Raw genomic sequence first — 22,816 nt, 5'->3', positions numbered from 1 at the left:
ACTAATGAGAACCACTATCAATTCGATGTCGTTTTGATATTATTATGCTCAGTTTTTGTGATTGACGTCCTGGAGAAACAGTGTGGGTAATAATTTGATGCAGGCGGATCTCTCCGTTTGGGGTATGTATCATCACGCCGATATTGTCGTTAAGGTTGTGATGATTGGCTTGATTCTGGCTTCGGTAGTCACCTGGGCTATCTTCTTCGGCAAGGGCGCCGAAATGTTGTCCAGCAAGCGTCGCCTCAAGCGTGAGCAGCAGCAGCTCAGCGAAGCGCGTTCTCTCGATCAGGCTAACACTATCGCGAATGGATTCCATGCCAAAAGCCTGACCACTCAGCTGATTAACGAAGCCAATAATGAGCTGGAACTGTCGGCAGGCGTGGATGACAACGAAGGCATTAAAGAACGTACCGGTTTCCGCCTTGAGCGCCGCGTGGCGCAGGTTGGCCGCTATATGGGCCGCGGCAACGGTTATCTGGCGACTATCGGCGCCATCTCTCCGTTCGTCGGCCTGTTCGGTACCGTCTGGGGCATCATGAACAGCTTTATCGGTATCGCGCAAACGCAGACCACTAACCTCGCGGTTGTCGCGCCGGGTATCGCTGAAGCGCTGCTGGCAACGGCGATTGGTCTGTTTGCCGCGATTCCGGCGGTGGTTATCTACAACGTTTTCGCCCGCATGATTGCCAGCTACAAAGCCTCCCTCGGCGATGTGGCCGCGCAGATTATGCTGCTGCAAAGCCGTGACCTTGACCTGAACGCCAGTGGTTCTCAGCCGCTGCGTCCGGCGCAGAAATTACGGGTAGGTTGATCCGCTATGGCGATGCATTTTAATGAAAACCTCGATGATAACGGCGAAATGCACGACATTAACGTGACGCCGTTTATCGACGTCATGTTGGTGCTGTTGATTATCTTCATGGTGGCGGCGCCGCTGGCCACCGTGGACGTCAAAGTCAATCTGCCTGCCTCATCCAGTCAGCCGCAGCCGCGTCCGGAAAAACCGATTTACCTGTCGGTGAAAGCCGACAAATCGATGTTCCTCGGCAACGATCCGGTGACCGAAGAGAGCGTGATTGCCTCGCTGGACGCGCTGACTCAGGGTAAGAAAGACACCACCGTGTTCTTCCGCGCCGACAAAACCGTCGACTACGAGACGATGATGAAAGTGATGGATACGCTGCATCAGGCCGGTTACCTGAAAATTGGTCTGGTGGGCGAAGAGACCGTCAAAGCGAAGTAATTTCCCCCAGGATATCTCCCGAAAGGCCAACACTGCGTTGGCCTTTTTTATTTCCCCGCCGCCTGCACACCGTTTTGATATGGACCAGCTGCGATATAATGGCCGCCATTTTTACAAACTGACAGGACCTTATGGAACGCTTTCTGGAAAACGCTATTTATGCTTCGCGCTGGCTGCTGGCGCCGGTTTATTTCGGCCTCTCGCTGGGGCTTATCGCGCTATCGATAAAATTTTTTCAGGAGATATTCCACATCCTGCCGCATATCTTCAGCGTCGGCGAGTCGGATCTCATTCTGACGCTGCTTTCGCTGGTCGATATGACGCTGGTGGGCGGGCTGCTGGTGATGGTGATGTTTTCTGGTTATGAAAACTTCGTCTCGACGCTGGATATTAACGAAGGTAAAGAGAAGCTCAACTGGCTTGGCAAAATGGATGCGACATCGCTGAAAAACAAGGTGGCGGCGTCGATTGTGGCTATCTCTTCCATTCATCTGCTGCGGGTGTTTATGGATGCGAAGAACGTGCCGGATAACAAGCTGATGTGGTACGTCATTATCCATCTCACATTTGTGCTGTCAGCCTTTGTGATGGGCTATCTCGATCGCCTGACCAAGGTAAAACACTGATGTGACAACTTACCCGGCAGCTCCGCGCCGCCGGGTAAGGGCATCACGCCTGGCGCTTGTCTTCGGTCTGCGTGTCGAAATCGCGGGCGTCGTGGCGCTCGTGCAACTGCTCGTCGAGCGGGCCATTGGTGCGGTTAACCATCCGTCCGCGCTTCACCGCCGGGCGATTGCCCACATCCTGCGCCCAGCGCAGCACGTTAACGTAACTGCCGGCATCGAGGAATTCCGCGGCGTTATAGACGTTGCCCAGCACCACGTTGCCGTACCACGGCCAGATCGCCATATCGGCGATGGTGTACTCTTCCCCCGCCACAAAGCGGCCGCGCGCCAGCTGCTTATCCAGCACGTCGAGCTGACGTTTCGCTTCCATGGTAAAGCGGTCGATGGCGTACTCGATTTTCACCGGCGCATAGTTATAGAAGTGGCCAAAGCCGCCGCCGAGGAACGGCGCTGCGCCCTGTAGCCAGAACAGCCAGTTCAGCGTTTCGGTGCGCCCGGCCGGGTCTTTCGGCAGGAAGAAACCAAATTTTTCCGCCAGATAGAGCAGGATGCTGCCGGATTCAAATACCCGGGTCGGCGGAGTCGTGGAGTGGTCGCTCAGCGCCGGGATCTTCGAGTTTGGGTTCACTTCGACAAAGCCGCTGGAGAACTGATCGCCTTCGCCGATACGAATCAGCCAGGCGTCATACTCAGCGCCAGCCACGCCCAGCGCCAGCAGCTCTTCCAGCATGATAGTCACTTTCTGCCCGTTCGGCGTGCCCAGCGAATAGAGCTGCAGCGGGTGATTGCCAACGGGCAGCACTTTTTCATGCGTCGCGCCGGAAACCGGACGGTTGATATTGGCGAACGCGCCGCCGTTATTCTGTTTCCATTCCCATACTTTCGGTGGTTGGTATTGATTGTCGGACATACTGACCTGCCTCTTTAGTAAGGTGTACAAAAAAGTCTAGCAGCTAATCTCAGGCCATAATCCGCGCGGCCCACACGCTGACGTCATCGCCGCTGCCGAGATCGGGCTGCACCAGGCCGTTGACCATAAACGTCGGCGACACATGGATGCCGTTCTGGCGGGCGTATTTACTGTGCCATTTGATTTCGTTTTGCAGCTCAGGGCGGGCAAATGCCGCCGCCAGCGACACGTGGCTATAGCGCTCAAGGCGCTCGATAATTTGCTGCGGAGTGGTATTCATATTCGGCCCGCTGCAGTGGTCGGTGAATTCAAACTCTTCACGATGATCGGCGACCGCCTGCAGGACTTTGTGCGCCTGCTCTCTGCCGTGCGGCAGGGTGGAGGCGGCCAGCACGCAGCGCACGATTACCCCGGAAAACAGATGCCACGGCTGGGACTGCAGGCGAATCTTAATCGTGACGTTCTCGGCGCCGACTTCATCCAGCAATTCATCGAGTTTGTTGAAGGCGCGAACGGAAAACGGACAGGTTGGTTCGAGGAATACTTCAAAAGTCCGTGGGCCATGTCCCCAGACCAGCGGCTGGGCATTGAGATGCGAAGGTGCGCTCATTGTCGACTCCTGATGTAGTGATGTTTTTTTGTTATGTGTTGGCTAACAATATCACTTTTGCCAATGGACGCCGGGTTATTTTCTATAAGGGCACGTTTAGCGAATCGAATGAGTGGTATCATCATTTCACCTCTGTCTGGTAAGTGCCTGCGGCAGGATAAGAAGAGGGAGTTTTGTTCCGCCAACTGCCCGGGCTGCATTAATTTGAGGTCAGGCTAAATGAGTAAAGGATCGACCAGTATTGACGCCCCTTTCGGCACGCTTTTAGGCTACGCGCCGGGCGGCGTGGCAATTTATTCTTCGAATTACAGTAGCTTAAATCCACAAGATTATCCGGATGACGCCGCTTTCCGCAGCTATATCGGCAATGAGTATATGGGGCATAAATGGCAGTGCGTGGAGTTCGCGCGGCGCTTTTTATTCCTCACCTACGGCTTTGTCTTTACCGATGTCGGTATGGCTTACGAAATCTTCTCGCTGCGCTTTCTGCGCGAAGTGGTCAATGACAACATTCTTCCCCTGCAGGCCTTCGCCAACGGCTCGCGCCGTCCGCCGATCGCCGGCTCGCTGCTGATCTGGCAGAAGGGCGGCGAGTTTAAACATACCGGACACGTGGCGGTGATTACGCAACTGGTAGGGAATAAGGTCCGTATCGCCGAGCAGAACGTCATCCACGCGCCGCTGCCGCAGGGCCAGCAGTGGACCCGCGAGCTAACGCTGGAAGTGAAAGACGGCGTCTACACCATCAAAGATACCTTTGCCGATACCGAAATTTTAGGCTGGATGATCCAGACCGCCGATACCGAGCACAGCCTGCCGCAGCCGGTGCTGCCGGGCGAGGAGATGAAAATCAGCGGCGCGCGGCTGCCGAATAAAGGCCAGTTCCGCGGTAACTGGCTCAATGAGAAAGACGCGCTGCAAAAGGCCTATGTTGAAGCCAACGGTCATTTCATCAATCAGGATCCCTACCAGTACTTCACCATCAGCGAGAGCGCCGAACAGGAGCTGATTAAAGCGACCAATGAACTGCATCTGATGTATCTGCACGCCACTGATAAGGTGATGAAGGATGACAACCTGCTGGCGCTGTTCGATATTCCGAAAATTCTCTGGCCTCGTCTGCGCCTCTCGTGGCAGCGCCGCCGTCATCATATGATTACCGGGCGCATGGATTTCTGCATGGATGAGCGCGGGCTGAAGGTGTACGAATACAACGCCGACTCTGCCTCTTGCCATACGGAAGGCGGATTGATTCTCGAACAGTGGCTGAAACAGGGCTATCGCGGTACCGGCCATAATCCGGCGGAAAATCTGCTTGAGGAGCTGGCGGGGGCGTGGAAGCACAGCCGCGCGCGGCCGTTCGTGCATATCATGCAGGATAAGGATCTCGAAGAGAACTACCATGCCCAGTTTATTCAGCGTTCGCTAACCGAGGCGGGCTTTGAGAGCAAAATTCTCTTTGGCCTTGATGAACTGCGCTGGGATGCTGCCGGGCAGCTTATCGACGGCGATGGCCGCTTGGTTAACTGCGTGTGGAAGACCTGGGCGTGGGAAACCGCCATCGAGCAGGTGCGCGAAGTCAGCGCCGATGAGTATGCGGCAGTGCCGATTCGTACCGGTCATCCGCAAAATGAGGTGCGCCTGATTGACGTCCTGCTGCGCCCTGAAGTATTGGTATTCGAACCGCTGTGGACGGTTATCCCCGGCAACAAGGCGATTCTGCCGGTGCTGTGGTCGCTGTTCCCGCATCATCGCTATCTGCTGGATACCGATTTTGTGGTCAATGACGAGCTGGCGAAAACCGGCTATGCGGTCAAACCGATCTCCGGGCGCTGCGGTAATAACATCGATCTGATAAGCCCGCACGATGAGGTATTGGATCAGACCAGCGGGCAATTTGTCGATCGCAAAAATATTTACCAGCAGCTGTGGTGTCTGCCGAAGGTTGACGGCAAGTACATTCAGGTGTGCACCTTCACGGTGGGCGGTAACTATGGCGGTACCTGCCTGCGCGGCGATGATTCGCTGGTGGTGAAAAAAGAGAGCGATATTGAGCCATTAGTCGTGCTGAAAGACGACGAGTAACGGCCGCAAACCGGGCAGCGGCTAGTATCGCTGCCCGGCACCTGCAAAGCTACAACGAACAACTAACACAACAACAAGATAGAAAAGGAAAAGCATATGCACGATCGGCGCCTCGCCGCCCGCGCGGGTGAACTTAAGCCCTCCGCCGTCCGCGAACTTCTCAAACACAGTAAACTGCCTGGCGTCATTTCGCTTGGCGGCGGTATTCCGGCTCCGGAACTGTTTGATACCGAAGGTCTCAACCTCGCGGTGCAAAAGGTGATGAGTGAACGTTTTAATGATGCGTTCCAGTACGGCCTTACCGAAGGATATCCGCCGCTGCGCCAGGCGGTGAGCGAAATCTGCCAGTCACGCGGCGTGGCCTGCTCGGCAAGCCAGGTGTATATCACCTCCGGTTCGCAGCAATCGCTGGATATCGTCGCCCGCACGCTGCTCGATCCGGGCGATGCGGTCGTCGTTGAACGTCCGACCTACCTTGCCGCGCTGCAGGTATTCCAGCTGGCGCAGGCGAATATCCTGAGCGTTGATACCGACGATAACGGCATGCTGGTTGAACAACTGGCCGATCTGCTGGAAACCACTAAGGTTAAAGCGGTCTATCTGGTGCCGACATTTGGCAACCCCGGCGGTAAAACCCTCAGCGACGATCGCCGCCAGCGGCTGGTGGCGCTAGCGAAGCAACATGATTTTGTGATCATCGAAGACGATCCCTACGGCGAAATCAGCTTCACCGATAAAGTGCGTCGTCCGCTGTATCAACATGCGATCGAACAAGGCTGTGAAGAACGGGTGGTGTACACCTCCACGTTCTCCAAGATCCTTGCGCCGGGAATGCGTATCGGCTGGATCGTGATGCCGGAGTGGCTGGCGCATCAGGCGGTGATCGTGAAGCAGGCGGCGGATCTGCATACTAATATGCTCTCTCAGGTTATCACTGCTGAGTATCTGGAAATGAATCGCCTGAACGATCAGATCGCTCTGATCCGCGAAGACTACCGCAAGAAGTGCGTGGCGCTGGCTGATGCGCTGGAAAGTCGTCTTGGCGAGCATCTTGAGTTTAGCCGCCCGGAAGGGGGAATGTTCCTGTGGGCCCGTTTCCGCTATCCGTTCGATACCATGGCGTGGCTGGAGAAGACGCTGGAAAACGGCGTGGTTTACGTACCTGGTGAAGCGTTCTACAACGATAATCCGGATACCCGCACGCTGCGTCTTTCCTACTCGACGGTTTCTGAAGCCGGTCTGCTGACCGCCGTCGAACGTCTGGCGAAATCGCTGTAATCTTTTGTCTCCGCACCGATGACCGGTGCGGAGAGCTTTAAATCGGGGGAGGGTTTACTCCTGCTCGGCGATGCGATCGTCAAGCCAGATGAGCATCAGGGAAGAGAGAAAAGCGACAGCAATAGTGCCAATAAACAACAACATAAAGATTTCCTCAGGGGTTTTATTATTTTTCTAATGTAACCGGTGAGTGGCTATTTTTGTTTGCAATGGTGATTTTGGTGTCATGCTGCGCTGTTGCAAGGGTGAAAAAATCATCAGCGTCAACATCGAAATTCAGTACTATTTCCCGGTACTTTCTGGCGTTAACTAATTCTTTAGCTTCTTTCATACTACTGGCGATAATAGTAGGCATCAGTTTCATCTCAGTTTGAAAACTAGCAGCAAAATAAAAGCTTGTTCGTATCAGATCAACATTTTTTTGCCGACGCTCTAAAAGCGCATCTCATGACGGTCTGCTGATACCCGGAATCCTGCTAAGTGGAATGCAGGTAAAAACGGAGGCCGAAGGCCTCCGCTAAAAGATAATCAAAAGCAGTAAGTAATTGACTTATAGCAGGCCAATCTCTTTAGCGGTGCGGTCAACGGCGCGCTTGGTTTTTTCAACCAGTTCATCGAGTTCGTTATGCCCGGCAATCAGCGCCGGCGCCATGATCATGCGCCCCAGCGTCGAGCGGATGATCACGCCTTCTTCAAAGCCGATGGTGCGACAGCGCCAGGCCAGTTCGTTCTCGTTGGCAAAACGTTTGCGGGTCACTTTATCTTCGGCAAACTGCAGGGCGGCCACCAGTCCGGCGCCCTGTACCTCGCCAATGAGTGGATGGTTTTCAAACACCTCGCGCAGCGTTTTTTGCAGATAGGGGCCGCTATCGGTGCGAACCCGGGTGACATGATTCTCATCGCGTAAGGCTTTCAGGTTGGCAATCGCCACCGCGGCCGCCACCGGGTGGCCGGAATAGGTCAGGCCGTGTGGGAAAACGCCGCCTTTTTCTACCAGCACGTCGGCCATGCGCTTGCTCAGTACCAGCCCGCCCATCGGTACGTAACCGGAGGTTAGCCCCTTGGCAATCGACAGCGTATCCGGTTCAAAGCCGAAGTACTGATGCGCAAACCACTCGCCGGTACGGCCAAAGCCGCCAATCACCTCATCGGCGCACAGCAGCACGTCATATTGCCGGCAGATACGCTGGATCTCCGGCCAGTAGCTTTCCGGCGGGAAGATCATGCCGCCCGCCCCCTGGAACGGTTCGGCGATAAAGCCGGCGACGTTTTCCGCGCCCAGTTCCAGGATCTTCTCTTCCAGTTGGCGGGCGCAGCGCAGGCCGAACTCCTGCGGCGTCAGGTCGCCGCCGTGCATAAACCAGTAGGGTTCATCGATATGAGCCACGTCCGGGATCACCCCGCCCATTTCATGCATGAACTTCATGCCGCCGAGCCCGCTTGCCGCCAGCGTGGAGCCGTGATAGCCGTTCCAGCGGCCAATCATCACCTTTTTCTCCGGCTTGCCGAGGATCTGCCAGTAGCGGCGAACGGTGCGAATCAGCACTTCATTCGATTCCGAACCGGAGTTGGTGTAGATAGCGTGGCTGTAGTGCGGTGGCAGCAGGCTGAACAGCAGCTCGGAAAGCTCGATAACCGCCGGGTGGGTCGTGTGGAAGAACATGTTGTAATAGGGCAGTTTGGCAAACTGCGCCGCGGCGGCGTCCGCCAGATCCTGGCGGCTGTAGCCCAACTGGGTACACCACAGGCCGGACATCCCATCGAGGTATTTATTCCCGTCATTGTCCCACAGGTATAGTCCTTCGCCGCGTACCATCACGCGCGCCCCTTCGGCGTTCAGGGCTTTTTGATCCAGGAAGGCGTGAATATGGTGAGCCGCATCTGAATGTTGGTAATCGGACGTCGAACGGTTCTGATTGCTTGGATTAGTCATTTCGTCTCTCCTGTCTGCTGGAACTGAAAAAGTGGTGCAGGCTGCGGCCTACTCGCGAAACTGAAACCAGGTGGTTTTGAGGCTGGTGAATTTATCAAAGGCATGTAGAGACAGATCGCGGCCAAAGCCCGACTGCTTGTTGCCGCCAAAGGGAACGGTGACGTCCAGCGCGTCGACGGTATTTACCGAGATTGTTCCGGCGGTCAGCTGCGCGGCGACGCGATGGGCGCGGTGCAGATTGTCGGTCCACAGCGAGGCGGCCAGCGCATAGATATGGTTATTCGCCAGATGAACCGCCTCCTTCTCGCTATCGAAGGCGCAAACCGCCAGCACCGGACCAAAAATCTCCTCTTTCCACAGCGCCATCTCTTCGTTTACGTCGGCCAGAAGCGTCGGCTGAACGTAGTTGGCGACGCCGTCTATTTCCACCGTACGGCCGCCGGTAAGCAGCGTTGCGCCCTCGTCTTGCGCACGGCGGATAGCCGCCATCACTTTTTCGGCATGGGCGGCGCTGACCATGGCCCCCATGCGGGCATCCGCATCGAACGGATGCGCCGGAGCCCAGGCCTGCATTTTTTCCTGTAGTTTGGCGATGAAGGCCGCGTAAATCGGGCGCTCAACCAGCAGGCGGGAGTTTGCCGAGCAGACTTCGCCCTGGTTAAAACAGATGCCGAAGGCTGCTTTTTCAGCGGCCAGATCGAGATCCTGGCTGTCGGCGAAAATGATATTGGCGCTCTTGCCGCCGCACTCCAGCCATACCTGTTTCAGATTGGACTGGGCCGAATAGGCCATAAAGGCTTTGCCGACGGCGGTTGAGCCGGTGAAGGCGATGACATCGATATCGTGATGCAGTCCCAGCGCGCTCCCGGTTTCGGTGCCCAGCCCGGTCACCACGTTAAGCACGCCTGGCGGAATACCGGCCTCCAGCGCCAGCTCGCCCAGACGCAGGGCGCTAAACGGCGAGTTTTCCGAGGGCTTGAGGATCACGCTATTGCCGGCGGCCAGCGCCGGACCCAACTTCCAGGAGGCGAGGTCGAGCGGGAAGTTCCACGGTACGATGGCGGCAACCACGCCGATGGGCTGGCGGGTGATGGTCGCCAGCGCGCCGGGTCTGGCGGGAGCCACTTCATCGTAGAGTTTATCTACGCTTTCGGCATACCAGCTGAGGATGTGCGCGGCGCCGGGGACATCAATATTCAGCGCATCGTTGACCGGTTTCCCCATGCTGACGCTCTCCAGCAGCGCCAGCTCTTCGCGATGCTGAAGGATCAGCGCCGACAGGCGCAGCAACGCGCGTTTACGTTCCTGTGGCGCCAGACCTGACCAAACGCCGGAGGTAAAAGCGCGACGCGCGGAGGCGACGGCGATATCGATATCTTCCGTCTGCAGCGAGGTGACTTCCGCCAGCAGCGTATTGCTGGCTGGGTTAATGGCGGGACAGGTTTTACGGCTTTTCGCGACGTACGGTCGACCATCGATAATGGCGTGGCTGATAAAGCGCTGCTCCTGCAGCCTGCGCTGCCAAAAGTTTCTATCAGACATGAACCTTCTCCTTCGCATGTTGCGCAATTGTTATTTATTTGTTTCTTTGAGTTCATGATGCAGGAGGGCAATGCGGCGAGAAAGGACTAAAAATCTAGGCAACCTCTATAAAAATCGTTGTTAGCCAGGATTGGCGATTTTCTGTGATCCAGGGCGGGAGGTCGTGCGCTGTGATGGCGCTCAAATAACGGGGACGTGCGATTTTTCAATAAGCTGTAATTCAAAGAGTTTTTGTTTTCCGCTAATTTTCGGCGTCGGCGAGCTGAACATGTCGTTAGCAACATTTAATATTCTTAGATTTAATTATTGATAATAAAAACAATACTCATGACAAAATGAATCACGGTGAGACGGGCAAGCCCGTTAGCGCGTTTCTGTGAATTAAAGCGAGATTAATGTCTTGTAATATAAGGTAGTTATATGCCTTGTTTTTTCTCATCCTGCTTATACTGGCCGAAGTATTATCCTCCGGCGCTCGCAATTTTCTCGCCAGGTATCTGTTAATTTTCTGTAAAAATCTGATCGCTGTCGGATTGTTGATCTTTTTCACGGCAGAGGGTTGCAGGCCAGGGTGTTCATCGTTTAAAGCTAACCAGCCTGCCTCCTTGATGATAAAAAAATAAGGTATCACATGCCCCATTTCACCCTGAAACAGCTCAAATACTTTGTTGCCGTCGTCGAGGCGGAAAGTATTGCTGAAGCCTCACGCCAGCTGCATATCGCGCAGCCGTCGATTTCCATCGCCGTGAAGACGCTGGAAGATATGTTTGAACAGCAGTTTTTTATTCGCCACCACGCCCAGGGGGTATCAATGACCCCGAGCGGACAGCGTTTTTATGAAAAAGCCAAAGAACTGCTGCGGCTCTCTTATCAATTTGAACAAAACTCGAAGGCCGATAATGAGCTGGTCTCCGGGATTATTTCCATCGGCTGTTTCGAGACCGCCGCGCCGCTGTATATGCCGTCGTTGATGGCCGGATTTAAGAAAATTTATCCGGAAATCACCATTAAAATTTACGACGGCGAGCAGCATGAGATTGCACACGGCCTGCACCGCGGGCGTTTTGACCTGGCTTTTCTCTATGATCTCGAACTGGATACCTCGATTTATACCGAGAGCCTCAACGCGCCGCAGAAGCCCTATGCGCTGTTACCGGCGGATCATCCCCTGGCCCAGCGGCACGCCGTGCGGCTGTCCGAGCTGAGCAATCTGCCAATGATCCTGTTGGATGTGGTACCGAGCAAAAACTACTTCATCAGCATTTTCAAAGATAAGGGCTACAACCCGCAGGTGGCCTACAGTTCGCCGTCGATTGAGATGGTGCGCTGCATGGTTGGCCAGGGGCTGGGCTTCTCGGTGCTGGTGACGCGTCCGGTGAACGACATGACCTATGACGGCCAGCAGGTACGCTGTGTGGAGATTCAGGATGAAATGGCGAATTCCGCGCTGGTGATGGCCCATCTGCGCAGTAGCGAACCGACCAAACCGACCAAACTGTTTATGGAGTATTGCCGCAACGCGGTATTAAGCCCGCCGCAGCAAGAAGTGAAAGTCGCCTGAATGAGCAAATTTACCCGCCATTAGCGCGGGTAAATATATTCATGTGGTATTTTCTGCGTTTTATTGCCTATAAAAAAACGAAGCTCTGACGATATTTTTATGAGCCTCGAAAGTCATGGTTGTTTTTCCTTTCAAAATCTCATGCCTGAAAAATAAATACTGCGTATTAGTGTGGCGGAAATGGCCTGGCGGCGGGGCGAATCCGCTGCATCATTATTTTATTCTCAGGTGCTAAATTTATAATAATTTACCTGCGCATAACGGTTTATTAACCTCGGTCATGAGCAGAACATCACCGAAGGACATATTTATGACCGTAGAAAAAATACAAATCGAGACGCTGGTTGTTGGTGGGGGGCAGGCCGGTATCGCCATGAGCGAGCACCTGAGCAAACAGGGTATTTCGCATCTGGTCGTGGAAAAGAATCGCATTGCCGAAGCCTGGCGTACCGGCCGCTGGGATTCGCTGGTGGCGAACGGCCCGGCGTGGCATGACCGTTTTCCGGGCATGGAGTTTAAAGGCGGCGACCCCGATGCCTTTATTGCCAAGGATGATGTTGCGCAATACTTTGTCGATTATGTGCGCGAGTTTAATCTTCCGGTCCGTACCGGCGTGGAAGTCAAAAGTGCGGTGCGTAACCACGGGCGTCCGGGGTTTACCATTGAAACCACCGACGGCGTGATTGAAGCGCTGAATATTGTCGCGGCGACCGGGCCGTTCCAGAAGCCGGTTATCCCGCCGATCGCTCCGCGCGACAGCGCCATCCATCAAATTCATTCGGCGAAATATTACAACCCGCAGCAACTGCCGGAAGGCGCGGTGCTGGTGGTGGGCGCGGGCTCGTCCGGCGTGCAAATCGCCGATGAACTGCAGCGCGCGGGCCGCAAGGTTTATCTGTCGGTCGGCGCCCATGACCGCCCGCCGCGCGCCTATCGTAACCGGGATTTCTGCTGGTGGCTGGGGGTATTAGGCCTGTGGGATGCCCCGGCCAGCGAACCCGGTAAAGAGCACGTCACCATCGCGGTTAGCGGCGCGCACGGCGGCCACACGGTTGATTTCCGCGAGCTGGCGCATCGTGGTATCACGCTGGTTGGTCTCACCGAATCCTTCGCCGGGGGAACCGTCTCCTTTAAAAATAATCTCGTCGAAAACATTCGCCTCGGCGATGAAAACTATCTGGCGCTGCTGGACGCCGCCGATGCTTACATCGCCGCCAATGGCCTGGATTTACCGGAAGAGTCCGCCGCACGGCAATTCTTAGCGGACCCGGACTGCATGACGTCGCCGATCCTGTCGCTCGATCTGGCGCAGGCGGGGATTAACACCATTATCTGGGCTACCGGCTATGCGGTGGACTACAGCTGGCTCAACGTCAACGCTTTCAACGAACAGGGTCGCCCTCAGCATCAGCGCGGCGTCTCCAGCGAGCCGGGCGTCTACTTCCTTGGCCTGCCGTGGTTATCGCGCCGGGGATCAACCTTTATCTGGGGCGTCTGGCACGACGCGAAGCATATCGCCGACCATATCGCCACCCGCCGTAAATATAGCCAGTACAAAGACGCCAGCCAGCGTTAATCATGACTTACTGAACAGGATAACCCTTATGCCGACCCATACTCGTATTCGGATGTTCAATACCAAAGAGACATACCCTAATCAGACGCTGGACAATGACTTATGTCAGGCGGTACGCGCCGGTAATACCGTCTACGTTCGCGGCCAGGTCGGGACGGATTTTGAAGGTAATCTGGTGGGCCTTGGCGACCCGAGAGCGCAGGCGGAACAGGCGATGAAAAACGTCAAACAGCTGCTGGAAGAGGCGGGGAGCGACCTGTCGCATATCGTGAAAACGACCACCTATATTATCGACCCGCGCTATCGCGAACCGGTCTATCAGGAGGTAGGCAAGTGGTTAAAAGGCGTGTTCCCGATCTCCACCGGGCTGGTGATTTCCGCGCTGGCGCAGCCGCAGTGGCTAATGGAGATCGATGTAATCGCCGTCATCCCTGATGACGCGGCGAAATAAGGAGGCAGAATGACATTTTCGATTGCCGCACGCTGCCCGGAAAGCGGGCAGTTTGGTATCGCGATCAGCTCTTCAAGCATTGCCGTCGGCGCCCGCTGTCCGTGGCTGCAGGCGGGGGTAGGGGCGGTATCGAGCCAGAACATTACCTTACCGGCGCTGGGGCAACTCACTCTGGCGCAGATGGAGCAGGGGCTGACGGCGGAGAAAGCGATGCGTCGGGCGCTGGCGGAAGACGACTTTAGCCGCTATCGGCAGATTATCGCCATCGACGCCAGCGGCCAGACCGCGTGGTTCAGCGGCGATAAAACGCTGGGGACCTGGCATGTTGTGCAGGGCGATAACTGTATCGCCGGCGGTAATATGCTGGCGTCGGAAGCGGTGATTGCCGCGATGGCGGCAACGTTTTCGCAAACCGAAGGCGAGCTGGCGACGCGGCTGGTTGCCGCGCTACAGGCTGGCGTCGCTCAGGGCGGCGAGGCCGGTCCGGTCCATTCGGCTGCGGTGAAAGTGGTAGATGATTACTCCTGGCCGCTGGTGGATCTGCGCGTCGACTGGAGTGAAACGGACCCGATTGGCGAGCTGGCGGCGCTGTGGCAGGCCTATGAACCGCAAATGCAGGCTTACGTGACGCGCGCCCTCGACCCGCGGGAGGCTCCCAGTTACGGAGTACCCGGCGATGAATAGTCGATTACAGGATATTCTGGCGCGGCTGCTGGCGTTTGACACCACCAGCCGCGAATCGAACCTGGCGATGATCGACGATATTGCCGATTATCTCCACGGCTTCGCAATCGAAACGCAGCGCTTTTATGATGCGCAAGGGAGAAAAGCTAATCTCTATGCACGACTGGGCCCTGCGGGGCCCGGCGGCGTTATGCTCTCCGGCCATACCGATGTGGTGCCGGTTGACGGCCAGCCATGGACGGTTCCCCCTTTTGCCCTCACGCAACGCGATGGCCGCTGCTACGGCCGCGGTAGTGCCGATATGAAAGGCTTCCTCGCCTGCGTACTGGCCACCATTCCTGAATTTCTCGCCCAACCGCTACGCATGCCGCTGCACCTGGCTTTTTCCTACGATGAAGAGGTGGGATGTCTTGGCGTACGCAGCCTGGTCGCCCATCTGCAGGCGTCGGCAGAGAAACCGGCGATGTGCATTATCGGCGAGCCGACGGAGATGCGCCCGGTATATGGTCACAAGGGGAAGCTGGCGATGCGCTGCGATGTTCACGGCCACGCTTGCCACTCCGCTTACGCGCCCGATGGCGTGAATGCGATTGCCTGGGCGGCAAAGCTGATTGGCCGCCTGGAGGAGCTGGGCGAGCAGCTTGCGCTTCGCCAGGATACGCGTTTCGATCCGCCTTTCAGCACCCTGCAGGTGGGGGTAATTAAGGGCGGCGCGGCGTTGAATATTGTACCGCAGCACTGTCAGTTCGATTTTGAAATTCGCCATTTACCGGATGTGTCGGTCGATGATGCGCTGGCCTCGCTGCAGGCGTATGCCGAAGGCGAGCTGTTGCCAAAAATGCGCGCGACGGCGGCGGAATCGGCTATTACCTTTCAACCGCTCAGCCAGTATCCCGGCCTGCTGAGCGACCCGCAGTCGGCGTTCGCCGGCTGGCTGGCGCAGTGGGCCGAATGCGAGGATTTTTCAACGGTCGCTTTTGGCACCGAAGGCGGATTGTTTGATGAGGCCGGCGTGGCCACGCTTGTTTGTGGCCCGGGGAGCATGGAGCAGGGGCATAAGGCGGATGAGTTTGTTAGCGAGGCGCAGTTGGAAAAGTGCGAGCAGATGTTGAAAAATCTCTGCCGCTGGATGTCAGCTTAAACGCCGGCGCGCCGCGAAGGCGGCGCGCTTTCTTGTAGGCCTTAAACCTTCTCTTTTGCAAAAGCCATGCTTTTAACACTCTTCGCTTTCGAGAAATAATAATAGACCGGCGAGACCACCAATAAACCCACAATCCAGGAGAGATCCGCGCCGCCGAAGGAGAGGGCGATTGGCCCGGTATAAATTGAGGTCGACATAAACGGTACTTCTACCAGAATACCGAGGATATAGCAGGATATCGCCGTTGCATTAAAGTAACCGTAAATACCGCCGTCGCGTTTAAAGAACGATTCAACGTGATATTCGCCGTGGGCCACTAAATAATAATCGACCAGATTAATCGCCGTCCACGGCACCAGCACATACAACAGCACGGTAATAAAGTTGGTGTAGATTAGCAGGAAATTTTCCTGGCCATAGATAGCGAGGAATATCTCCAGCAGCATGGTCAAAATAGCGGTGATAATGCGTGCCCGCGCCATCGGCGACCAGCCATCGATAAAAGTCTGGCCGAGCGTCAGGGTACAGAGTACGCCGCAGTACAGCATCATCGAGTTGGTGGCGGCGATCCCCAGCGCCAGTACGATAATCACTATCGCCCCCATGCTGCCGGTCAGATCCATAATCCCTTGAATGATATCGTCATTACCGATACAAATCGCCACCAGCACCCCGAGCACCATCGGCAGATAGGAGCCGAGAATGCAGCCAAAATAGCTGGCGTAAAAGATGCTTTTATCGTTGGTGCTGTAGGGCATATAGCGGGAATAGTCAGAGACATACGGCGCATAGGCCAGCTGCCAGAGCGCGGCGATAGAGACGGCGCCGAGAAAGCCGACGATGTTGAAGCCGCCGCGGTCGACAAAGTCGCCCGGCAGGCCATGGATGAAGACTATCCACACGAAGGTTGCCGCCAGTACGATGCCGGAAATCCACGACATGATCCGCGCGTAGGAGTGGATGATCTTATAGCCAAAGATGGTGGCGAACAGGCTTAGCGCGCCGACCACGATAATCCCGATGTCCGAGTTCATCGGCTGATAAATCGCGTGCATCGACTGCCCGCCGAGCACCAGACTGGAGGCGGTAAAGCCGATATACATCAGTACGACGATGGAGACCACCAGTACCGAACCATAGGAGCCAAATTGCCCCTTGGTCTGGACCATTTGCGGTACCCCGAGTTTTGGCCCCTGCGCCGAATGCAGCGCCATAAAGAGCCCGCCGACCAGGCTGCCGATAAATAGCGCAATCACTGACCATAAAAAGGAAAGGTGGAAAATCGTCACCGACATCGCGCCGGTGATGACCGTTAACAGCATAATGTTGGAGCCAAACCAAATGGTAAAAAGATCGCCTGGTTTGCCGTGGCGCATATTTAAGGGGATAGGTCTGATGGTATTACTTTCAAGATTCTCGACATTAACAGATTGATGTTTTGTCATGGTGCTCTCTCATTATTTTGGTCTTCATCAGCGTAAGAGTGATATTTCAATGAGGAGTACAGCTAATCTACTCATCACAACATTTCATTCACCATTTTTACAACTCCGTATCATTTGCGAAATGACAAAAAATATCGGTGCTGGATATAAAAAAAATGCTTTACCCGGCGCTGGAAAAACGCTGCATCTGTGCGTTGCGCTATTTTTAGAGTTTTATGCTTTGTGCTTAATTTTTTACTGGCAAACCCGCTGATGGTTTTTTATCGGGCAGATAAAACTCTGCCATATTGCGAGGAGATTAGAATGATGAACCGTAGAGAGAAATAACAATTCCCTGTTTTTATTATGGTCTAATGAGATAGGAGCTTGGCCCGATAAAATAATGGGGAAATAAAATAATTAGCTGATACATCATGACATTAGTATTATCGTGTGGTGTATCCTAAAGGCGCACAAATAACAGGGTGAAGTGCGTTATGCGAGGCGCTTCACAATAACCAACAGATATTTAATATAAGGGCAGGAATACGACATCCTGCCCGAAAATAATTAATAACCGACTTTATAAACCCGCCCGCTTTGGATCCCTTCGACGCTGCGGCGATAGGCCTGCGCCACCGCTGCGGCCGGTACGCTGGCGAAACCGGGGAAGAAACCATCATAGGTCTCGACAGACTCACTGAGCACGGTGGGGCTTATCAGGTTAATGCGGATCCCGCGCGGTAATTCGCAGGCGGCGGAGCGAACGAAACCCGCCAGTCCGGCATTGACGGTGGTGGCATTCACCCCTTGAGCGATCGGTTCATCGGCGACGATGCCGCTGATAAGGGTGATGGAGCCGCCATCGTTAAGATAATGCTGGCCGGTGAGGGCGAGGCGAATCTGCCCCAACAGTTTATCCTGCAGTCCCTGGTCAAAATCGCGGTCGGTCATCGTGCTTAGCGGGCCAAAGTATAAGCTGCCGGCTGCTGAGACAATGGCATCGACCGGGCCAATTTTCTCGAACAGCGCCTGCACGCTGTGCTGCGAGGTGATATCAACCTGCTCGTCGCCGTGGGTGCGGCCAACGCGGATAACTTCATGCTGGCGGCTCAGTTCTTCCGCAACCGCGCGGCCAACGGTACCGCTGGCGCCAATAACGATAATTTTCATCGCAAACTCCTCAGTGAAGTGAGCCTCTATTCTTTAATTAATCGATTGTCGGATAAACTGGCTAAAAGTTAGATGATTACTAACCAGAGGTTTGTAATATGGACAAGCTGCGTGGAATGGAAACGTTTGTCGCGGTGGTAGAGTGCGGCAGTTTTACCGGCGCGGCGACGCGCCTTGAGATGTCGGCGGTGATGGTCGGCAAATATATCGCCTTAATTGAAGGCCAGCTCGGCACCCGCCTGCTGGAGCGAAATACCCGTCGGCAAAGCCTGACCGATGCAGGGCGAGTCTATTTTGATGAGGCGCGGCGGGTACTGGAGCAGGTGGCGAATGCCGAGCGTTCGGTTGAACGGTTACGGCTGGCCCCTGCCGGTACGCTACGGGTGAGCGCGCCGGTTTCTTTCGGCGCCAGCATTATCGCGCCGCTGACCGCCTCCTTTCTGCAGGCCTGGCCGGAGGTACGCGTCGAGCTTGATTTGACAAACCGCATGGTGGACCTGGTGGATGAGGGAATCGATCTGGCGATTCGTATCGGCGACATCCAGCGTACCGATCTGGTGGCGAAGTATCTCGCCCCCTATCGCATGGCGATCTGCGCGGCGCCGGATTATCTGGCGCGCCACGGCACGCCGCAGACGCCCGCTGATTTAGCCGGACATCAGTGTCTTTCGCATACGGTGTGGACCGCGCGCAACGAGTGGCGGCTGCCGGGCGCTGCGGAAGAGGTACGCTGGAAGCGCGACGCGGTGCTGCGCTGCAACGATGGCTACGCGCTGCGTATGGCGGCGGTGGCCGGCGCCGGGCTGTTATTGCAGCCGGAAGTGCTGCTGGCGGAAGATTTAGCCAATGGCCGACTGGTGCGTATTTTGCAAAATTACACCCCGGAACCGAGGCCGATACACCTGCTGTGGCGCCAGGATCTGCGCCCCTTACCGAAACTTACCCGCTTCGTCGAGCATTTGTTAAAGGAAGTGAACGGTATTTATAAGCTATGATTATCGTGTCTGATGAAAGCATTCATCGTGAAACAGTAATGGAGGTATGGATAGATGGGATTATTAAGTTTTGTGAAAGAAGCGGGCGAGAAGATCTGGGATGCCGTGTCCGGCTCCAGCAAGGAAGATCAGGCCGACAAGCTGAAAAAACATATTGATAGTCTTAACCTGCCTGGTGCCGAAAAGGTCAATATTGCCGTAGCGGACGATGGTACCGCGACGGTAACAGGCGATGTCGGTTCACAGGAAGATAAGGAAAAAATTCTGGTGGCGGTAGGTAACGTAACCGGGATTGGCCAGGTCAACGATAGCGTTACTGTAACGCAGAGCGGGGCGGAAAGCCGTTACTATACGGTTAAATCCGGTGATACCCTCAGCGCCATCTCGAAAGCGATGTATGGCTCCGCCAATGACTATCAGCGTATTTTTGAAGCCAATAAACCGATGCTGAAGCATCCCGATAAGATCTATCCGGGGCAGGTGCTGATTATCCCGGCGAAGTAAGCCGTGAATCAGGGATTAATAGCAACGTTTTGATGGAGATTGTAATGGGATTATTAGATCAAATCGGCGGCGTGCTTGGCGGGCAGGCTGGCAAAGCTGAACAACTTCAGGCGATCATGACCTGGATTGAACAGCAGGGCGGTATCCAGGGAATCCTGGAAAAATTCCGCAGCGGCGGCTTAGGTGAAATCGTCGAGTCGTGGCTTAGCCAGCAGAGTAATATGTCGGTGAACAGCGATCAGATTACCTCGGTATTCGGCTCGCCTGCCCTGCAGGAACTCGGCGCCAAACTGGGCGTTGATTCGCAAACCGCCTCATCGCTGATTGCGGAATACCTGCCAAAAATCGTCGATGGCCTGTCGCCGCAGGGCGAAGCGCCGGCCCAGGGCGACCCGGTCTCCGCAGGACTTAATCTACTGAAAGGTAAGTTTTTTAGTTAAGCGCTAGCCGTTTGAGTTTTAACTTATCACATAATACGGGCCTGAATAGCGGCCCGTATTTTATTATCAGCCATAAATTCATCTCATCACGATTATTTATTCTGTATTCCTAATTGACAATTTACCGCTGCGTTGAAAATATCATTATTTTATCTTACCGGAACGGTTATGATAAAATTTTATGATATTTATCGGCGTACTGCCGGGCTAATTAGTTTTTTTATTTTCTGTAGCCATAAACAAAGTAATTTACCCTTTCGCTAAATAATGCGCATTATCTCCAAAACATAAAAACACCTGCACATCACAACCATTATTAATGGTTCCTGACTTTGGAGAATGCTATGCCGACCAAAGAATCATCGCCGCCGCTTATTGAGAAGCACACTATTGGCTATATTCCGCCAGAAGATCGCCACGGTAAAACCCGCGATCTCTTTACCCTGTGGTTTGGCGGCAACATCGCGCCGCTGCCGATCGTCACAGGCGCCCTGGGGGTACAGATCTTTCACCTGAATCTGCTGTGGGGGATCGCTGCGATTTTAGTCGGCCATCTGGTTGGCGGGGCGCTGATGGCGCTGCACTCGGCGCAAGGGCCGCAGATGGGGATCCCGCAGATGATCCAGAGCCGCGCGCAGTTTGGATCTTTTGGTTCGCTGCTGGTGGTGGCGATCGCCGGGGTGATGTACGTCGGTTTCTTTGCCTCGAACATCGTGCTGGCCGGGCAGTCGCTGCACGGCATCGCTCCCGCGGTTCCGCTACCGGTGGGGATTGCGATCGGCGCGGTGGGATCCTGCGTGATTGGCATCATCGGCTACCGATGTATTCATATTCTCAACCGGATCGGCACCTGGGTGCTGGGCATCGGCATTATGGTCGGCTTTGGCTACATCTTCACTCATCTGCATACCGCCGATTTCTTAACTCGCGGCGGTTTTTCCTTCTCGGGCTGGCTGGCCACCGTGTCGCTGGCGGCGCTGTGGCAGATTGCCTTCGCCCCGTATGTTTCTGATTATTCGCGCTACCTGCCGGCGGATGTGCCCGTCGCCGCGACGTTCTGGACCACCTACCTTGGCTCGACGCTCGGTTCCAGTCTGTCGTTTATTTTTGGCGCGGTAGCGGTGCTGGCAACGCCGGTGGGGCTGGAAACCATGGATGCGGTAAAGCTGGCGACCGGCGCGATAGGCCCGTTGATGCTGGTGCTGTTCCTGCTGAGTGTCATCAGCCATAACGCGCTTAATCTGTATGGCGCGGTGATGTCGGTGATAACCCTGGTGCAGACCTTCCTGTGGCGCTGGATCCCCGGCAGTCGTAGCCGCGCCCTGCTGTCGGTCATCGTGCTTATTTGCTGCGTGGCGGCGGCGATCTTCGCCTCGGCGGACTTTATCAGCCACTTTATCGATCTGGTTCTGGCCCTGCTGGTGGTGCTGGTGCCGTGGACCGCGATTAACCTGATCGACTTCTACGCCATTCACAAAGGCAACTACGATATTAACTCGATATTTCAGGTGGATGGCGGTATCTATGGCCGTTACAACCCGCACGCGCTGCTGGCCTACGCCATCGGCATCCTGGTGCAGATCCCATTTATGAATACCCCGCTGTACGTTGGCCCGGTCTCGGCGTGGTTTAACGGCGCCGATCTCTCCTGGCTGGTCGGCCTGCTGGTGACCTCGCCGCTGTACTACTGGCTGGCGAGCCGCGATAGCGCCTGGCGTCGCCGTCAGGTTGGCCTCAAGCAGGCGATGGATTAAGTTATAAAGCGGAGTGCCGCTGGCTGGCCTTACGGTACTGCAGCGGCGTCTGGCGCATCATCTTTTTAAAACAGGTAATGAAGTAGGTCACCTCGCCAAATCCCACCGCCACTGCGATGGCATCAATGCTTTCATCGCTATTACGTAGCAGATCGCAACTGCGTTTTATTCGCCGGGTGAGCAAATATTCATGGATATTGCCGCCGGTCTGCTGACGAAAAACCCGCGAGGTGTAGCTGCGCGAAAGTCCGAGGTCGCAAGCCAGCTGGTCAAGGGAAAACTTGCTGGCATAGTGGGCTTCGATCCAGTTCATAATCCGCGAGGCGACGGTCTGCTGGCGCGGCGGGTAGCGTTGCGGCTGCTCGGGTAGAAACGTCATTAGCTGCATCATCAAAAACGCCACCTCGCAGGCGGTGGTCTGCTCGTTATCCTCCAGACGCTGAAACTGTTCAAGGATCCTTTCGATAAATGCCGCGTGCTCGCTGAGGTCGTAAATTTGCGCCGGCAGATTACTGGCGGCCAGCGCCGCGAACTGGGCCTGATGGCGCGGGAAAGCGCTGAGCGCGCTCTCGACGACCGACTGCTCAATGTGCATGGTGGTGCGGTGATAAGGATTTTTATCGCTATGATCGACCTGCACTTTGTGCAAACGGAAGGGCGGAAAGATAAATAATCGCCCCGGACGGGCGGTGTAGTGCTGGTTATCCACCACCACGATGCCGTAGCCGCTGGATATATAAAGCAATTCAACGCATTGATGCCAGTGGTAGTAAAGCACGCTGGTGGTATACATGCGATTAAACGAAATGGCCTGCCGATCGAGCGTAATACGTTCCAGCAGTTGCGCTTCGCCCATTTTGCCTCCAGGACAACAGATTTAAAT

The 22,816-nt window shown here is 55.3% G+C and carries 23 protein-coding genes; 15 read left to right on the top strand and 8 right to left on the bottom strand.

Features of this window, described 5'->3' with window-relative positions:
* Positions 1–82: 82 nt before the first annotated feature.
* The 3 genes from exbB to PGS10_RS07415 all read left to right on the top strand — a co-directional run bounded on the left by exbB (position 83) and on the right by PGS10_RS07415 (position 1,872).
* The gene (exbB, locus tag PGS10_RS07425; RefSeq protein WP_015369670.1) at positions 83–814 is read left to right on the top strand and encodes a tol-pal system-associated acyl-CoA thioesterase; all 732 of its coding nucleotides are present in this window, start codon (positions 83–85) and stop codon (positions 812–814) included.
* A 6-nt stretch (positions 815–820) separates the two neighbouring features.
* Positions 821–1,246, top strand: a complete 426-nt coding sequence (gene exbD / locus PGS10_RS07420) for a TonB system transport protein ExbD (protein WP_015369671.1) — start codon at positions 821–823, stop codon at positions 1,244–1,246.
* 131 nt (positions 1,247–1,377) lie between these two features.
* Positions 1,378–1,872: a TIGR00645 family protein gene (locus PGS10_RS07415; protein WP_032712529.1), complete on the top strand. Its 495-nt coding sequence runs from the start codon at positions 1,378–1,380 to the stop codon at positions 1,870–1,872.
* A 43-nt stretch (positions 1,873–1,915) separates the two neighbouring features.
* On the opposite strand, the gene yghU is transcribed toward PGS10_RS07415, so the two are convergent.
* Both yghU and PGS10_RS07405 read right to left on the bottom strand, forming a co-directional pair.
* Positions 1,916–2,782, bottom strand: coding sequence for a glutathione-dependent disulfide-bond oxidoreductase (gene yghU, locus PGS10_RS07410; protein WP_015703499.1), 867 nt, complete (start codon positions 2,780–2,782; stop codon positions 1,916–1,918).
* Between the two features lie 49 nt (positions 2,783–2,831).
* Positions 2,832–3,392 (bottom strand): DsbA family protein, encoded by a 561-nt coding sequence (locus tag PGS10_RS07405; RefSeq protein WP_015703498.1) that lies wholly within the window; start codon positions 3,390–3,392, stop codon positions 2,832–2,834.
* Positions 3,393–3,412: 20 nt separating this feature from the next.
* Here PGS10_RS07405 and PGS10_RS07400 point away from each other — a divergent pair, with 20 nt between their 5' ends.
* The 3 genes from PGS10_RS07400 to PGS10_RS07390 all read left to right on the top strand — a co-directional run bounded on the left by PGS10_RS07400 (position 3,413) and on the right by PGS10_RS07390 (position 6,755).
* Positions 3,413–3,535 (top strand): hypothetical protein, encoded by a 123-nt coding sequence (locus tag PGS10_RS07400; protein ID WP_306463112.1) that lies wholly within the window; start codon positions 3,413–3,415, stop codon positions 3,533–3,535.
* A gap of 76 nt (positions 3,536–3,611) precedes the next feature.
* The gene (gene gss, locus PGS10_RS07395) at positions 3,612–5,477 is read left to right on the top strand and encodes a bifunctional glutathionylspermidine amidase/synthase (protein ID WP_032712528.1); all 1,866 of its coding nucleotides are present in this window, start codon (positions 3,612–3,614) and stop codon (positions 5,475–5,477) included.
* 96 nt (positions 5,478–5,573) lie between these two features.
* Positions 5,574–6,755 carry a PLP-dependent aminotransferase family protein gene (locus PGS10_RS07390; RefSeq protein WP_015703496.1) on the top strand — a complete coding sequence of 394 codons (1,182 nt, stop codon included), beginning with the start codon at positions 5,574–5,576 and terminating at the stop codon, positions 6,753–6,755.
* 166 nt (positions 6,756–6,921) lie between these two features.
* On the opposite strand, the gene PGS10_RS07385 is transcribed toward PGS10_RS07390, so the two are convergent.
* From PGS10_RS07385 to PGS10_RS07375, 3 genes are all read right to left on the bottom strand, one after another.
* Complete coding sequence (locus tag PGS10_RS07385) at positions 6,922–7,110, bottom strand: hypothetical protein (protein WP_047078357.1); 189 nt, start codon at positions 7,108–7,110, stop codon at positions 6,922–6,924.
* A gap of 195 nt (positions 7,111–7,305) precedes the next feature.
* Positions 7,306–8,688, bottom strand: a complete 1,383-nt coding sequence (locus PGS10_RS07380) for an aspartate aminotransferase family protein (protein WP_316422668.1) — start codon at positions 8,686–8,688, stop codon at positions 7,306–7,308.
* 48 nt (positions 8,689–8,736) lie between these two features.
* Positions 8,737–10,230, bottom strand: coding sequence for an aldehyde dehydrogenase (locus PGS10_RS07375; RefSeq protein ID WP_063416529.1), 1,494 nt, complete (start codon positions 10,228–10,230; stop codon positions 8,737–8,739).
* Between the two features lie 631 nt (positions 10,231–10,861).
* On the opposite strand from PGS10_RS07375, the gene PGS10_RS07370 reads away from it, so the two are divergent.
* The 5 genes from PGS10_RS07370 (at position 10,862) to argE (ending at position 15,643) form a co-directional block, all read left to right on the top strand.
* Positions 10,862–11,791: a LysR substrate-binding domain-containing protein gene (locus PGS10_RS07370; RefSeq protein WP_015703484.1), complete on the top strand. Its 930-nt coding sequence runs from the start codon at positions 10,862–10,864 to the stop codon at positions 11,789–11,791.
* A 310-nt stretch (positions 11,792–12,101) separates the two neighbouring features.
* The gene (locus PGS10_RS07365; protein ID WP_316422667.1) at positions 12,102–13,367 is read left to right on the top strand and encodes a flavin-containing monooxygenase; all 1,266 of its coding nucleotides are present in this window, start codon (positions 12,102–12,104) and stop codon (positions 13,365–13,367) included.
* A gap of 28 nt (positions 13,368–13,395) precedes the next feature.
* Positions 13,396–13,818 (top strand): RidA family protein, encoded by a 423-nt coding sequence (locus tag PGS10_RS07360; protein ID WP_047042999.1) that lies wholly within the window; start codon positions 13,396–13,398, stop codon positions 13,816–13,818.
* 9 nt (positions 13,819–13,827) lie between these two features.
* The gene (locus PGS10_RS07355; RefSeq protein ID WP_047065646.1) at positions 13,828–14,502 is read left to right on the top strand and encodes a DUF1028 domain-containing protein; all 675 of its coding nucleotides are present in this window, start codon (positions 13,828–13,830) and stop codon (positions 14,500–14,502) included.
* Positions 14,495–15,643, top strand: coding sequence for an acetylornithine deacetylase (gene argE / locus PGS10_RS07350; RefSeq protein WP_316422666.1), 1,149 nt, complete (start codon positions 14,495–14,497; stop codon positions 15,641–15,643). The genes PGS10_RS07355 and argE overlap by 8 nt, the downstream gene beginning before the upstream one ends.
* Before the next feature lie 41 nt (positions 15,644–15,684).
* On the opposite strand, the gene PGS10_RS07345 is transcribed toward argE, so the two are convergent.
* The gene (locus PGS10_RS07345) at positions 15,685–17,088 is read right to left on the bottom strand and encodes a purine-cytosine permease family protein (protein ID WP_316422665.1); all 1,404 of its coding nucleotides are present in this window, start codon (positions 17,086–17,088) and stop codon (positions 15,685–15,687) included.
* A gap of 549 nt (positions 17,089–17,637) precedes the next feature.
* Entirely contained in the window at positions 17,638–18,240 is a 603-nt protein-coding gene (locus PGS10_RS07340; RefSeq protein WP_316422664.1) for a short chain dehydrogenase, read from the bottom strand.
* Between the two features lie 98 nt (positions 18,241–18,338).
* Between PGS10_RS07340 and PGS10_RS07335 the strand changes: the two genes are divergently transcribed.
* The 4 genes from PGS10_RS07335 to PGS10_RS07320 all read left to right on the top strand — a co-directional run bounded on the left by PGS10_RS07335 (position 18,339) and on the right by PGS10_RS07320 (position 21,933).
* Positions 18,339–19,235 (top strand): LysR family transcriptional regulator, encoded by an 897-nt coding sequence (locus PGS10_RS07335; RefSeq protein ID WP_032712524.1) that lies wholly within the window; start codon positions 18,339–18,341, stop codon positions 19,233–19,235.
* Positions 19,236–19,289: 54 nt separating this feature from the next.
* Entirely contained in the window at positions 19,290–19,739 is a 450-nt protein-coding gene (lysM, locus tag PGS10_RS07330) for a peptidoglycan-binding protein LysM (RefSeq protein WP_015369692.1), read from the top strand.
* Between the two features lie 14 nt (positions 19,740–19,753).
* Complete coding sequence (locus tag PGS10_RS07325) at positions 19,754–20,179, top strand: YidB family protein (protein WP_410477087.1); 426 nt, start codon at positions 19,754–19,756, stop codon at positions 20,177–20,179.
* 344 nt (positions 20,180–20,523) lie between these two features.
* Complete coding sequence (locus PGS10_RS07320; protein WP_047042982.1) at positions 20,524–21,933, top strand: purine-cytosine permease family protein; 1,410 nt, start codon at positions 20,524–20,526, stop codon at positions 21,931–21,933.
* 1 nt (position 21,934) lies between these two features.
* On the opposite strand, the gene PGS10_RS07315 is transcribed toward PGS10_RS07320, so the two are convergent.
* Entirely contained in the window at positions 21,935–22,789 is an 855-nt protein-coding gene (locus tag PGS10_RS07315) for an AraC family transcriptional regulator (protein ID WP_316422662.1), read from the bottom strand.
* Between the last annotated feature and the right edge of the window lie 27 nt (positions 22,790–22,816).

Origin of the sequence: Klebsiella sp. 141153, from assembly GCF_032601995.1 — a bacterium.
Taxonomy (GTDB): domain Bacteria; phylum Pseudomonadota; class Gammaproteobacteria; order Enterobacterales; family Enterobacteriaceae; genus Klebsiella; species Klebsiella aerogenes.
The sequence above is the reverse complement of the archived record's forward strand: the minus strand, read 5'-3'. Positions and strand labels throughout refer to the sequence as shown.